At 53.8% G+C, this 12741-nt stretch carries 16 protein-coding genes; 2 read left to right on the forward strand and 14 right to left on the reverse strand.

Annotation, left to right across the window (positions count from 1 at the left end):
* Window positions 1-5: 5 nt before the first annotated feature.
* From accC to F556_RS0109965, 11 genes are all read right to left on the reverse strand, one after another.
* Window positions 6-1373 carry an acetyl-CoA carboxylase biotin carboxylase subunit gene (gene accC, locus F556_RS0109915; protein ID WP_020616789.1) on the reverse strand — a complete coding sequence of 456 codons (1368 nt, stop codon included), beginning with the start codon at window positions 1371-1373 and terminating at the stop codon, window positions 6-8.
* A gap of 29 nt (window positions 1374-1402) precedes the next feature.
* Entirely contained in the window at window positions 1403-1897 is a 495-nt protein-coding gene (gene accB / locus F556_RS0109920) for an acetyl-CoA carboxylase biotin carboxyl carrier protein (protein ID WP_020616790.1), read from the reverse strand.
* A gap of 197 nt (window positions 1898-2094) precedes the next feature.
* The gene (locus F556_RS0109925; RefSeq protein WP_020616791.1) at window positions 2095-2760 is read right to left on the reverse strand and encodes a SpoIIIAH-like family protein; all 666 of its coding nucleotides are present in this window, start codon (window positions 2758-2760) and stop codon (window positions 2095-2097) included.
* Window positions 2761-2815: 55 nt separating this feature from the next.
* A complete protein-coding gene (gene spoIIIAG, locus F556_RS0109930; RefSeq protein ID WP_020616792.1) occupies window positions 2816-3454 on the reverse strand; it encodes a stage III sporulation protein AG in 639 nt (212 codons plus the stop codon).
* A 34-nt stretch (window positions 3455-3488) separates the two neighbouring features.
* Window positions 3489-4172 carry a stage III sporulation protein AF gene (gene spoIIIAF / locus F556_RS36155; protein WP_020616793.1) on the reverse strand — a complete coding sequence of 228 codons (684 nt, stop codon included), beginning with the start codon at window positions 4170-4172 and terminating at the stop codon, window positions 3489-3491.
* A gap of 45 nt (window positions 4173-4217) precedes the next feature.
* The gene (spoIIIAE, locus tag F556_RS0109940) at window positions 4218-5417 is read right to left on the reverse strand and encodes a stage III sporulation protein AE (protein ID WP_020616794.1); all 1200 of its coding nucleotides are present in this window, start codon (window positions 5415-5417) and stop codon (window positions 4218-4220) included.
* Window positions 5418-5423: 6 nt separating this feature from the next.
* On the reverse strand, window positions 5424-5819 hold the full coding sequence (spoIIIAD, locus tag F556_RS0109945) for a stage III sporulation protein AD (RefSeq protein WP_020616795.1): 396 nt from the start codon (window positions 5817-5819) through the stop codon (window positions 5424-5426).
* A 26-nt stretch (window positions 5820-5845) separates the two neighbouring features.
* Window positions 5846-6049: a stage III sporulation protein AC gene (gene spoIIIAC, locus F556_RS0109950; RefSeq protein WP_020616796.1), complete on the reverse strand. Its 204-nt coding sequence runs from the start codon at window positions 6047-6049 to the stop codon at window positions 5846-5848.
* A gap of 14 nt (window positions 6050-6063) precedes the next feature.
* On the reverse strand, window positions 6064-6582 hold the full coding sequence (gene spoIIIAB / locus F556_RS0109955; protein ID WP_020616797.1) for a stage III sporulation protein SpoIIIAB: 519 nt from the start codon (window positions 6580-6582) through the stop codon (window positions 6064-6066).
* Window positions 6575-7609 carry a stage III sporulation protein AA gene (gene spoIIIAA, locus F556_RS0109960; protein WP_020616798.1) on the reverse strand — a complete coding sequence of 345 codons (1035 nt, stop codon included), beginning with the start codon at window positions 7607-7609 and terminating at the stop codon, window positions 6575-6577. Before spoIIIAA ends, spoIIIAB begins: the two co-directional genes overlap by 8 nt.
* A gap of 96 nt (window positions 7610-7705) precedes the next feature.
* Window positions 7706-7969 (reverse strand): YqhV family protein, encoded by a 264-nt coding sequence (locus F556_RS0109965; protein WP_020616799.1) that lies wholly within the window; start codon window positions 7967-7969, stop codon window positions 7706-7708.
* A gap of 164 nt (window positions 7970-8133) precedes the next feature.
* On the opposite strand from F556_RS0109965, the gene comA reads away from it, so the two are divergent.
* Both comA and F556_RS0109975 read left to right on the forward strand, forming a co-directional pair.
* Window positions 8134-8997 carry a phosphosulfolactate synthase gene (gene comA, locus F556_RS0109970; RefSeq protein ID WP_020616800.1) on the forward strand — a complete coding sequence of 288 codons (864 nt, stop codon included), beginning with the start codon at window positions 8134-8136 and terminating at the stop codon, window positions 8995-8997.
* An 85-nt stretch (window positions 8998-9082) separates the two neighbouring features.
* Window positions 9083-9547 carry a DUF441 domain-containing protein gene (locus F556_RS0109975; RefSeq protein WP_020616801.1) on the forward strand — a complete coding sequence of 155 codons (465 nt, stop codon included), beginning with the start codon at window positions 9083-9085 and terminating at the stop codon, window positions 9545-9547.
* An 83-nt stretch (window positions 9548-9630) separates the two neighbouring features.
* Here the strand turns inward: F556_RS0109975 and F556_RS0109980 are convergent, their stop codons facing one another.
* The 3 genes from F556_RS0109980 to F556_RS0109990 all read right to left on the reverse strand — a co-directional run bounded on the left by F556_RS0109980 (window position 9631) and on the right by F556_RS0109990 (window position 12731).
* Window positions 9631-10887, reverse strand: a complete 1257-nt coding sequence (locus F556_RS0109980) for an aspartate kinase (RefSeq protein ID WP_026297213.1) — start codon at window positions 10885-10887, stop codon at window positions 9631-9633.
* A 178-nt stretch (window positions 10888-11065) separates the two neighbouring features.
* Window positions 11066-11623 carry an elongation factor P gene (efp, locus tag F556_RS0109985; RefSeq protein ID WP_020616803.1) on the reverse strand — a complete coding sequence of 186 codons (558 nt, stop codon included), beginning with the start codon at window positions 11621-11623 and terminating at the stop codon, window positions 11066-11068.
* Between the two features lie 34 nt (window positions 11624-11657).
* Window positions 11658-12731 carry a M24 family metallopeptidase gene (locus F556_RS0109990; RefSeq protein WP_020616804.1) on the reverse strand — a complete coding sequence of 358 codons (1074 nt, stop codon included), beginning with the start codon at window positions 12729-12731 and terminating at the stop codon, window positions 11658-11660.
* Window positions 12732-12741: the final 10 nt, after the last annotated feature.

Consider the following 12741-nt stretch of genomic DNA (forward strand, 5'->3'; position numbering starts at 1 on the left):
AATCGTTATCTGGCCTCTTCCTCCGGCTGGTTCAAATCATGCTCTTCGAGGAACTTAATATCGAAGTTGCCTTGCACCACCTTGGGATGATTAAGCAGCTTGAGATGAAACGGAATCGTTGTCCGAATGCCTTCGATAGCAAACTCGGATAAGGCACGCTTCATGGTGGCAAAGGCTTCTTCACGCGTAGATCCCCATACGATCAGCTTGGCAATCATAGAGTCGTAATGTGGCGAGATGGTGTAGCCGGGATAGGCACCGCTGTCGACGCGCACGCCAGGACCTCCGGGCGGCAGGTAAAATCCGATCTGGCCAGGAGACGGCATAAAATTACGCTCTGAATCCTCAGCATTAATGCGGCATTCGATGGACCAGCCATTAATGGTGACATCCTCTTGCCGGAAGCTGAGCGGGTTGCCTTCAGCAACGGAGATCATTTCCTTGATCAGATCGATGCCTGTAATCATCTCCGTTACAGGATGCTCAACCTGAATTCGGGTATTCATCTCCATAAAATAGAAATTACCATCAGGTCCAAGCAGGAACTCAAGCGTACCTGCGCCAGAGTAATCAACGGCCAGTGCCGCTCGCACGGCTGCCTGACCCATCCGTTCGCGAAGCGTCGGGGACAACACCGGGCACGGGGCTTCCTCAATCAGCTTCTGACGTCGACGCTGAATTGAACAGTCACGCTCGAATAAATGAACCGCGTTACCGTGCTTGTCTGCAATAATCTGGATTTCGACATGCTTCATGCCAGTCAGATATTTCTCCAGGTAGACGCCGGCATTGCCAAAGTTCTTCAGAGCCTCCTGCTGCGCAGTGGTGATCTGCTGTACCAGCGATGGCTCGTCCTCGGCGATGCGGATGCCTTTGCCTCCACCGCCTGCCGTTGCCTTGATAATGACAGGATAGCCAATTTCGCGTGCAATCCGTACCGCATCGTCAAGATCTTCAATTAATCCGTCAGAGCCTGGAATAATCGGCACATCGGCTTCTTTCATTGTCTGCTTGGCTACCGATTTGTCACCCATGCGGCTAATGGCGTCAGGCGATGGACCGATAAAGGTGATATTGCAGGATTCGCAGATCTCAGCGAAATTTGCGTTCTCCGCCAAGAAGCCGTACCCCGGATGGATGGCGTCGCATTCGGTTAACGTAGCAACGCTCATAATATTGGTCAGGTTAAGATAACTGTCTTTGGATGCCACTGGACCGATGCAGTAGGCCTCATCAGCCAGTCTGACATGGAGCGAGTCACGATCCGCTTCCGAGTACACCGCGACCGTGCTGATGCCCAGCTCACGGCAGGCGCGGATAATCCGTACGGCGATTTCGCCGCGATTGGCGATCAGTATTTTTTGAAATTCCACCCTTCGAACCCCTTTCCTAGAGATCTAAGCTACTCCGGCTTAACCAGGAACAGCGGCTGCCCGAACTCGACCAGTTGTCCGTTCTCCACCAGAATCTCGACGATCTCTCCGCGCACTTCGGCTTCGAGCTCGTTCATGAGCTTCATGGCTTCGAGGATACAGACCACAGTTTTCTCGCTGACACGGTCACCTACCTGAACAAATGCAGGGTTGTCCGGCGAAGAGGCGCGATAGAATGTTCCAACCATTGGCGAAACAATCTTGTGCAGATTATCAGCCACTGCAGGGACTGCAGCAGCGGCAGCTGGCTGCTCCGCCGGGGCCGCTCCCGTCTGAGGGGCCGTAGGCTGAATGGCCGGTTGCGTATATGTATGCGTAATCGGTGCGCTTTGAATATTCACCACTTCAGTTTTGCCCGGTTTGCGAATGAGCAGGCGTGCCCCTTCATTTTCCAGTTCGAGCTCTTGTACAGAGGTCTGATCAACCAGTTTAATCAGCTCTTTAATCTCGCTCAGTTTGAACATCGTATCATTCACTCCTTAACAGTTGTGAAGCACGCGGCCTCAAGGAATCAAACATAACGTTAGTATTATATCACAACCCATTTTGAGAAACGAGTCATAATTTCCCCGCTTCTCTCCACTTCTGAAATCTTTGGAAATACAAGAACGCCAACAACCCGCCGAGGCTCTCCGGCCCCGGCGGGATATCGGTACTGCTGTTACTGGACGAACTGGACGGAGATATGCTCCGGTGAGACCTCCAGTGTCCGCATGACTTTGTCAAAAATACTGGCAGCCTGGCTGCGCTCGAGATTCTGGCTCTGGACAATAACTTTGAATTTGTCTTGCTCCGGTGAGATGTGAACGTCGTTGAATTCGCTCCGGAGTTCGTCCTCCAGTGCCGTGATCTTCTCATCCTGCTCCTGGATGTTGTCAATCTGCTCCAGGGCTTCGGTGGCGGTGTCTGGATCCTGGCTCATATCGGTGACAATGCCATAGAGACGGTTAATCTCGTCATTAAGACTCTCCGCTCTTAGATACTGTTGCTGTGTAAAGTAGTCACTCGTGGTGGCCACCGCTTCCTGGTCTTTCAGAATGCCGAGCACTTCCTGCTCTGTCAAATCTGTGCCTTCACTCGTTGCCATCGTTTCCTGATCCCCGAGTACTTCGTCTTCAGTGACGATAATTTCTTCGTTGCTAATTCCTTCGTCGCCGCTGACCGTTACTTCAGTTGCCCCGTCGCCCAGCACGACATCCGTAATGCCTTGCGCGTCTGTCAGACGATTCTCCGGACTGCTGTCCTCTGTGAATAGATAGTAGGCGGAGAGGATTACCATCAGAGAGAGCATTGAGACCAACCAAATTGTTTGCCGTTTCGTATTCATTGTTTACCAACCTTCCTTTTTGTAATGATATGGCATTTCAAAAGCGATATATAGGTTAAGGCTGCTTGCTCGGTACAACGGAAATACGGTGAGCAGGCACCTGAAATCCCTTTTGCACAGCGTCCATCAGCAGACCGCGGACCGTCGGATCTTCAGCTCCGCGGGCGACAATCAGAATTCCGCGGATGCGCGGCTTGATCGTTTTGGTAACAAACGGCCGTTTTTCTCCCTCCACCTCATACAGCACGACCTGACCATCGCTTGTCGTCGAGGCAACGTGGCGCTTTCCGCCGTTTTTATCCGTTTCTTCGGTCGTCTGCTCGGACTCCTTCCGGTTGTGCTGGACGACAGTTTCCTCCGTTGAATCGATCGTTACCATCACATCGACGGAGCCGACGCCGACGATTTTCTCGAGAATCTCCTGCAGACGCTGCTCCAAGGGGCGTTCAATGGCCGTGAATACCGAATCCGGCTCATCCGATGCCGAACCAAAAACAGGATCGGGCGTTTGCTCTGGAGGAGGAGTCTGGTCGGCCGCAGGCGCCACATCCTCGAAGTTGACAAAGGATTGCACGATCATCAGCATGATCCCGATGCAGCCGATCAGCAGCAGCCACCGCAAGGTGCGGACCCGCTTGGGTCCCGAGGGACCGCCTCCCACCATTGCCTCCATCTGATCCAGCCATTTGGCCACCAGTTCCGCCTCCTTTCCGCTTCGTCTTTCTTGTCTATTCCCCGCCTGCCTGTGTCACTTGAATCAGCTCGGAGGCTACGCCCCAACCGTCTGCCAGAATCGTACGAATCACCTGCTGCCATCGTTCACTTGCCTCGCGGGTTGCTTGTTGTGGCTCTGGATGGTCCGTCGTGCTGCCCAGCCACACCTCAACGGCCACTGGTTCTATTGGCTCCGGCGAGGATATGGAAGGTGATGTCGACGCATTGCCCTCTTCCATCTCTTCTGCGAGCGAGACCGCTACCTTCGAAATCCGCCAGTACCCCCCACTCTCCGCCTCCAAAAGCACCTCGACCCGGGGCTGCGGCGCACCGCTGCGGCGTGAAATCTCGGCAGCCATCTCCCCTGCAAGCTTGGCGGCAGCAAGTTCCGCCGCCTGATCCTGCTGCCGGCTGTTCAGGACAGCGGCTTGCTGCTGGAGCTCCGTGAGTGAGTGACCGGTTTGTACAGCCTGCCTGGCGGCTGATCCCTGCCAGTCGCGTATGCTTGCTTCTAACCGGGGGCCGAATTCACCTTGGAGCAAGCTGAGAATCGGGGAGAGCAGAGCCAGTAGAATGAACAGGCCCAGGACTAACCTCACATATCGCTGATAGGCGTTGCTGGGCAGGAGCAGCTCGACGATACCCGCCAGCAGGATGATTGCAATAATCTGCTTGAGCCATTCTGCCAGCCAGGCCATATTCGCTCACCTCCATACGCCGGTTCTCCAGGTTCCTGTCCAACTTTAACGGATCATAATGGCCGCATTCCCCGCTGTAAGAATAATCGTGACAGCCAGGAAGAACATAAGACTGACAACGGCCAGGGCGGCAAATACGTAAATCATGGATTTGCCGATCGTCTGCAGGCAGGTAATGATCGGACTGTCTCCGAGCGGTTGAAGTACAGCCGCCGCTACATTATAGATCAGCGCAAGCGTCAGAATTTTAACGGCCGGAAACACGCACAGGAACAGGAGGATGACAACGCCAGCAATCCCTATGGCATGCTTGAGCAGCATCGAGGCCGACAGTACGGTATCAGTCGCATCGGAGAACATCCGGCCGACCACCGGCACGAAATTTCCTGTCAAGAACTTGGCCGTTTTGATTGCAGCCCCGTCGGTCACGGCACCCGTCGCTCCTCTGACCGAGATGACGCCCAGGAATACGGTTAGCAGCACCCCAAGCAGTCCGACACTGATATTCCGCAGCAAATCAGCCAGCTGCGTTACCTTGAACCGCTCCGACAACGAGCTTGCGATGTGAAGCACAGCCGAGAAGAACAAGAGCGGAAACACAACCGTATGGATAACAGTGCCTACCGTATGGATCATGAATACGATGAGCGGATGCATGACAGATACCGTGACGATGCTGCCCATGGAAGCCAGCAGCGTGAGCAGCAGCGGAATCATCGCCATCATGAAATCAATCATGGCCCCTATGGCATCCCTGGCATAGCCGATAGCGACATGGAAACTATTGATTGCCAGAATGATCATAACCATATAGGCGACAGCATAGGCAATCTTACTGACCGATCGTCGTTCAAAGGCGGTCTGGAGCGTCTCGAGCATCATACTGAAAATCGTCAGCAGCACAATGGTCACAAGCAGCTTGCCATTGTAAAGGACCTCATGCAGCAGATAACGAAACAATCCGCCTGCGACTGTCGTCAGCTTGAGTCCTTCCCCTCCTGGTGTGATCATCTCAATGAAGCTGGGAAGCCGTTCATCGGGAAAGTAGCCGCCATACTCCGACATCAACAGACTCCAGTACCGCTCCACCTCACTCGTGTCCAGATGTGTGGCGGTATCACGGGCAAGCTCCTCGGGAGTTGGCGCGCCGGGGGCCTCAACATCCGGGGCGGCTTCGGCAGCTCCCCCGCTGAGCAGGAGAAGGAGCAGCAGGGATAACAGAATGACGGAGATGCAGCGGTTCATACCCTTCTACCCTCCTGCCGGCAGCAAGTTCAGAACAGTCTCGACAATGATACTGATGATCGGGACCGCCATAGCCAGGATCAGAACCTTGCCGGCAAATTCGATCTTGGATGCTATGCTTTCCTGACCGGCGTCTCTAACGATCTGTGCACCGAACTCGGCAATATAGGCGATGCCAATAATCTTGAGGATCGTCTGCAGATAGATCGTCGGTACGCCTGAGCGACTGGCGAGATTCTCCAGTACCCGAATCACCGTATCGATTTTGCCGATCAGGAACAAGAACAGATAAATGCCGGTAAAAACCGCGAGTAAGAAGGCAAAAACCGGCTTTTGTTCCTTCACGATCAGAATCAGCAGCGTTGCGATCAGACCGATTCCTACGATCTGGACCATTTCCATTTTGCTCACCTACTATTGCCTTGCTGTCATTGGAACAAGAAAATGCTCTTAATTTCCTGAAACAAGTCGTTCAGCATACGAACAACCATAAACAGAACGACGACAAAACCGATTAAAGTCACCCAATGTGCCATGTCTTCTTTGCCCATTTGTTTGAGTACGGTATGGATCATGGCAATGATGATTCCGATACCTGCGATTTGAAAAATCGCGCTGACATCCATATTCATCCGTTCGGCACCACCTACACCATCAGAATAACGATCAGCGCAGCGGCCAGGATCCCCAAGCTCTTGCACATCTTCTCATACCGGACCTGGTCCTCCCGTGCCGCTTCCTCTTCCGATTGCAGCTGCAGCAGCGCCAACCGCAAATGCTTCATTTGATCTTCCCTGTCACTGATGCCCAGCAACGTACCCAACTGCAGCATGACTTCATGCTCGCCACGCTTCATCGATGTACGGGGCCAATGTTCAGCCAACGCCGCTTCCCATGCTTCACGGAAGGTTGTTTCCCCACCATTAGACAGCCGTGCAGCCGCATCGGCGAATAGAGCGGCTGCGGGCTCTGCCAGAGCATGGCTTGCCCGCCTTAACGCTTCATCCAGCGGCGTATAGCCATAACCAATCTCCGTCTCGAGCCGCTGCAAGGCGTGGGCCAACTGACGCAGCTGACGCGGTCGCTCAGCAAATCTGGCTGCCTGCTGAAATCCGATCATCGTGCCTGCAAACAAGATAAGGATGGCCCCCAGCAGCTTAACCATGCCCGCCCCCCTTTGCCGCCTGCGCCGGATGGCCCCGGGCCGAAGGCATGTGCCAGACAGACGGAACCCCCGCGGTGTGCTTGAGCAGCTGTACCACACTCCGAGCGGCTCTCGCATTGCGTCTCACATTGACGATGGCCCCGAAGATTCCAGCCTCCAGCAGTTCCCGGATAATGGGACGCCCCTTGGCATCGTCCAAGTCATAAGCATGTGCGGTGGCCAGCAGTCGGATGCCGGCTCGGCTGGCTTCCAGAATGGCCTCGGCATCCTCTGGACGTCCGATTTCATCGATAACGAGCACCTCGGGCGACATGGAGCGGATCAGCATCATCATGCCTTCTGCTTTGGGACATGCATCCATCACGTCGGTCCGTGGACCGACATCAAAGGCAGGGACGCCACGATAACAGGCAGCGATCTCCGAGCGCTCGTCGACAATGCCAACCTTGCGGCCTCGCCAGGCTACGGCATCAGAATGACGCCAGAGCCCATAGCTTATACTTCGAGCCAGGTCGCGGATGAACGTCGTTTTGCCTTGCTGCGGGGGACCCAGGATGAGTGTCGAGTGAACGGACTGACGTTGTCGATCCAAGAGCTGGGGCAACTCCTGATTGGCAGCGCCTACGACTTCTCTGGCAATCCTCAGATTGAATCCACTGACATCGCGGATTCCCTTGACCATTCCCCCGTCCAGCACTGTTCGGCCCGACAGACCAATGCGGTGCCCGCCATCTACCGTAATGTAGCCCCGTCTTAATTCTTCTTCCATCGCATAGAGCGAATGCTTCGTGATCTTCTCCAACAGCTGTCGGCAGAGCTGACTGTCCGGCTTGTACACTTCCTTGTCAGGCAAATCCATAGGTTGACCGTTATGATCAACAAACCGGGAACATCCGCCATATCCAATTTCTAGCGGCCTTCCTTCGCGAATCCGAATCTCTTCCAGCTCGTCCCGTACCGGAGCCGGCAAGCGATCCAGCAGGCTCTGCAGCTCCAGCGGCAGCAGATGCTTAATCCGATTCAACATGCGGCAACCCTCCCGGAAGTTTGTCCCTGTTCGTACTCCAGTGTATGCGCAAGTTGACCGATTATGACTGCTGAGCCGAAGAGAACACATGAGACTTTATTTTTTAAGAATACCGATCATCAGACATGTCACCCCCGCCAATACCCATACCATCTTGGCTGCCGACAGCTTGTCCGAGAGGCCCACCAGCCCAATGGTCGTGGTTGAGATGAGGATGAGCGGGCCTACCAATGCGAGCGAAGCATTCACGGCCAATGCTTTTTCCAATTGATTGAACTTCAGCATGAGCAGCGCTGCCCCAATCTCAATCCCCCCGGAACAGATGCGCAGCACCGCCATTGCAACAACCAGCCTGTCCATCGTCGTGTTCTCTCCTCCCCTATGTGCAATACGTATCTATTTCATCCTATGCAGGCGCCTCTCGAATTAGGCATCCATGACACCTGCCCTCTCACAAATGCATATAGTGCAACAAGAACGATTGAAGCTAGATCCCCAACACTACCAAGCAAGGGAGAATGAATATGGAGGCAATTTCACGTACGGGATGGCACCCACTGTTATGTGATCCGATCGGAGAGCGGGAATCCCGGCGCGAGACAGGCAGGGCAGCGGCAACCGTCGAGTCGACTTGCGGATTGACCATGGTCATTGACAAGGGCCTTGGCTGGCATGCTTTCTGTGATTTGCTCGAAACATCAGGCCATTATATCGATTGCATCAAGCTGGGTTTCGGAACCTCTGCTTTGTACGCCGAGGAATTATTGGAGAGCAAGATTCGGCTGGCTCGGCGTTATGAAATTCGAATCATGCCTGGAGGAACCTTGCTCGAGACGGCGGTACGCCAAGACGTAGCGGATTCGTTTCTGGATCGGGTATGCAAATGCGGCTACGATACGATTGAAGTATCAGACGGTACGATTGAGCTGTCACGTGCAAGACGTTCAGAGCTGATCAGGGATGGCGTGAAGCGGGGATTACATGTTTACACAGAGTACGGCAAAAAAGAGCAGGGCTTCCGCATCGATCTGGAAGCACTTGCCGCCACAGCCGAGGCAGATTGGGCAGCGGGTGCCGAGCTCGTTTCTATTGAAGCAAGAGAGTCCGGCGTTGGCGTTGGATTGTTCGACGAAGCAGGCCGCTGCAGCGAGGATGAGCTGGAGCAGATCAGACGCCGCTTTCCTGACCTCAGCCGCTTCTTATGGGAAGCGCCGCAGAAGGATCAACAGCTCACCTTGCTGCGTGCGATGGGCTGTAACGTAAACCTTGGCAACATTCAGCCAACAGACGTATTAACGCTTGAGGCGATGCGGCGTGGCCTGCGCTCCGACACGTTCCCGTTACCAGCAGAGGTGCCTGTAATGGAAGTATATGATTATATGATTTAGTACAGGTCTAATCCGTGAGGACCGGCATATAGTGGTAGGGGGCTTGTACCGCCCCCACCATGTCAGGGAACGGGTGAGGCCAATCATGATTGGAGAAATTATACTGGTCGGCTTGATTATCGTCGGCCTGGTGGGCAAATCGCCTATCATATCGACCGCCGCATGTGTGCTGCTTGTTGTGAAGCTTGTTCATCTGGATCGTTATTTGCCCATGATTGAACGCCGCGGCTTGGAGTTGGGGCTGTTGTTTCTTACCTTCAGTGTGCTGGTCCCTTTCGCTTCGGGACGCATTCAAATGAAGGAAATTACCGCAGCCCTCACCTCCTGGCCCGGCTGGCTTGCCCTTGCTGGCGGGGCCATAGCCACTTACGTCAACGGCAAAGGTCTGGAGATGCTGAAGTATGATCCCCAGCTTATTGTCGGTTTGGTGATCGGCTCCATCCTCGGCATTGTTTTTCTGCGCGGCATTCCCGTCGGACCCCTCATGGCTGCGGGGATTACGGCGGTCTTATACAAATTGTTTACAATGATCAGCGAGCGGATTGGATAAGATCTCACGACAAAAAGCGTCCCCGGCCATGATGGCGGAGACGCTTTTTGGTATATGTTTTGGGTCAAATGGTATAAGGGCGATTACTCGCGACGATCCTGTGGACCACCGACAAAAGCTTGTTCTTCTGTATCCAGGTTATAAGCCGTATGAAGGGCGCGAACCACCTCATTAAGCGGCCCTGCTTCAATGACACAGGAACATTTGATTTCGGACGTGCTGACCATTTTAATGCTGACACCGAGCTGTGAGATGGTCTCAAACATTTTGGCAGCTACGCCTGGGTGACTAACCATGCCTGCGCCAACGATTGATACCTTGACAAGGTTCTCTTCGGAAGTCGCTTCCCGGAAAGGCACTTCACTACGAAGATCTTCTATCACGCGCAGTGCTTTGGCGATGTCATTGTTGGAAACGGAGAAAGAGAAGTCGGCTTTGCCGTCAGCTACACCGCTCTGAACAATGATGTCCACATCAATTCCGTTATTCGCCAGTGCTCCGAATACCTTGGCCAGGATGCCGGGAATATCCTGCGCGCCCAGCAGACTGATTCTTGCTACATTCTTGTCGAAGGCAATGCCCCGAACGACGATCCCTTGCTCCATTACCGCTTCCTCCTTCACTTCAGTTCCTTCATTATACGTAAAGCTCGATCTGACCACGAGACACACATTATTGTGCTTGGCGTACTCCACCGCACGCGGATGCAGCACAGCGGCTCCAAGATGGGCCAGCTCCAGCATCTCATCATACGAGATTTCCTCCAGCTTGCGGGCGCATTTGACGACTCGCGGATCCGTTGAATATACGCCGTCTACATCCGTATAGATTTCGCAACGATCTGCCTGGACCGCGGCTGCCAACGCGACGGCCGTTGTATCCGAGCCTCCGCGCCCGAAGGTTGTAATCTCTCCGTCCTCAGACATCCCTTGGAAACCAGCTACAATAACGATTTGTCCCTCATCCAGCGAACGAATCACGCGGTCTGCCTGAATATCTGTAATTCTTGCTTTTCCGTGCACCGGTTCCGTGCGGAAGCCGGCCTGCCAGCCGGTATACGATACTGCTTGGCCCCCCAGCTGATGAATCGTCATCGACAGTAGAGCAATCGAGATCTGCTCCCCCGTCGTAAGCAGCATATCCATCTCGCGCGCCGGCGGATTCGGGTTCAGCTGCTTGGATTGATCAATCAGATCATCCGTCGTATCCCCCATTGCTGAGACGACGACAACGATCTGATGGCCCTCCTGTTGTCTCTCCAGGATTCGTCTAGCTACACGCTGCATTCGTTCAGGCGTGCCTACAGAACTGCCTCCGAACTTCATGACTAGTAACGACAAGACTGACTCACTCCCGTAACTTGACTTATGAAATCCAACATCCTCACTTAACAATCAGTTATACATTATAACATAAACTTGCCTTGACACAACTGGCTGTGTCGGGAGTCCATGCTTCCATGCAAAAAACCGCTCCTGCCAGCAGGCAATGAGCGGCTTATTAGGCACATTTCGCAGCTTATGCGCGTGAAATATATTTGCCTTCGCGAGTATCGATCGACAGCACATCGCCCTCATTGATGAACAGAGGCACCTGCACCGTGTGACCTGTTTCAAGCTTAGCACTTTTGGTTGCGCCTTGCGCGGTGTTGCCTTTGACGCCTGGCTCGGTTTCCGTTACTTTCAAGTCCACGCTGTTTGGCATCGTGATGCCGATAATTTCGCCCTGGTAGCTGGCGATGTTTACATTCATGTTTTCCTTCAAGAAATTGATTTCCCATTCCAGCTGTTTTTTGTCCAGGTTGAACTGGTCATAGGTCTCGTTATCCATAAAGGTATATTCCGTGCCCGAATTGTAGAGGTATTGTACTTCACGGTTCTCGATCATTGCGCGACCGATCGACTCACCTGCGCGGAATGTTCTCTCCACGGTGTTGCCGTTACGCAGGTTTTTGAGCTTGGAACGCACAAATGCGGCGCCTTTTCCCGGTTTTACGTGTTGAAATTCAATGACGGTAAAAATGTCGCCTTCAACCTCAACGGTCAGGCCTGTCTTAAAATCGTTGACTGAAATCACTAGCAAGTCCCTCCAATGTGTACGTTTGAATTTCCTATCCCAGGATCATAAGCTCCTTCGGGGATGAGGTCAATATTTTAATCCCGTTATCCGTAATGACGATATCATCCTCAATCCGTACTCCGCCAAAACCGGGGAGATAGATGCCGGGTTCGACCGTTACTGTCATACCGGGTGTTAAAACTGTCTGGCTAAGACGCGAGAGGCGCGGGGCTTCGTGAATCTCCATCCCCAGTCCGTGGCCTGTGCCATGGCCAAAATGATCACCATAACCATACCGCGTGATGATATCGCGCGTCAAGGCATCGGCTTCGACACCCGTCATACCCGGCCGGATGTGGTCCAGCGCGTGCATTTGTGCTTCTAGCACGATGCTGTAGATTTCCTTGTGTTTGTCAGTTGGTTGACCAACCACGACCGTGCGCGTGAGGTCGGAGCAATACCCATGATAATAGGCTCCGAAGTCCAGCTTGACGAACTCATTGTTCCCGATGACACGGCTGCTTGCAACGCCGTGCGGCAGAGCCGAACGCTCCCCTGAGGCAACAATGGTATCAAAGGAAGAAGACGTTGCGCCGCGACTGCGCATGAAGACTTCCATCTCCAACGCGATGTCCGATTCAACCATCCCGGGCTTGAGCAATCCGACGATGTGGGCAAATGTAGCGTCTGCCAGCTCGGCCGCTTCCTGCATCACGGCGATTTCCTGCTCATCCTTGATGACCCGCAGTTCTTCGACTACACCGGAAACCGGCACAAGCTCCGTACCGGATAAAGACTCGCTCCAGGCGGTGTAGTCGCTAAATACGACAAACTCTTGCTCAAAGCCCAATCTCCCATGTCCTGCAGCAGACAACAGCTCCCCGATGGCGTCAATCGGGCTGGTACCATGGTCAACTACCTGAAACCTTGGCGCTTGCTGAGGCGCCTGGGCCATATAACGAAAATCGGTCAGCAGCCAGCTCTCCTGCTCCGTTACCAGCACATAACCGGAAGAACCGGTAAAACCACTCAGATACCGGCGATTCACCGGGTTGCTGATCAGCATTGCCTTCAGTCCACGTTCTGCGAGCTTCTCTCTCAACCGATGTACGCGTTTGTTAGCCATTGCTGCCTCC

The sequence above is a fragment of the Paenibacillus daejeonensis DSM 15491 genome, assembly GCF_000378385.1.
Classification (GTDB): Bacteria; Bacillota; Bacilli; order Paenibacillales; family Paenibacillaceae; genus Paenibacillus_D; species Paenibacillus_D daejeonensis.

Excerpts from the sequence above, each read along its gene's own strand:
- accB (WP_020616790.1), bottom strand. The coding sequence starts at position 1,897 with ATGTTCAAACTGAGCGAGATTAAAGAGCTGATTAAACTGGTTGATCAG.
- F556_RS0109925 (WP_020616791.1), bottom strand. The coding sequence starts at position 2,760 with ATGAATACGAAACGGCAAACAATTTGGTTGGTCTCAATGCTCTCTCTG.
- spoIIIAF (WP_020616793.1), bottom strand. The coding sequence starts at position 4,172 with ATGGCCTGGCTGGCAGAATGGCTCAAGCAGATTATTGCAATCATCCTG.
- spoIIIAE (WP_020616794.1), bottom strand. The coding sequence starts at position 5,417 with ATGAACCGCTGCATCTCCGTCATTCTGTTATCCCTGCTGCTCCTTCTC.
- spoIIIAD (WP_020616795.1), bottom strand. The coding sequence starts at position 5,819 with ATGGAAATGGTCCAGATCGTAGGAATCGGTCTGATCGCAACGCTGCTG.
- spoIIIAC (WP_020616796.1), bottom strand. The coding sequence starts at position 6,049 with ATGAATATGGATGTCAGCGCGATTTTTCAAATCGCAGGTATCGGAATC.
- spoIIIAB (WP_020616797.1), bottom strand. The coding sequence starts at position 6,582 with ATGGTTAAGCTGCTGGGGGCCATCCTTATCTTGTTTGCAGGCACGATG.
- spoIIIAA (WP_020616798.1), bottom strand. The coding sequence starts at position 7,609 with ATGTTGAATCGGATTAAGCATCTGCTGCCGCTGGAGCTGCAGAGCCTG.
- F556_RS0109965 (WP_020616799.1), bottom strand. The coding sequence starts at position 7,969 with ATGGACAGGCTGGTTGTTGCAATGGCGGTGCTGCGCATCTGTTCCGGG.
- comA (WP_020616800.1), top strand. The coding sequence starts at position 8,134 with ATGGAGGCAATTTCACGTACGGGATGGCACCCACTGTTATGTGATCCG.
- F556_RS0109975 (WP_020616801.1), top strand. The coding sequence starts at position 9,083 with ATGATTGGAGAAATTATACTGGTCGGCTTGATTATCGTCGGCCTGGTG.
- F556_RS0109990 (WP_020616804.1), bottom strand. The coding sequence starts at position 12,731 with ATGGCTAACAAACGCGTACATCGGTTGAGAGAGAAGCTCGCAGAACGT.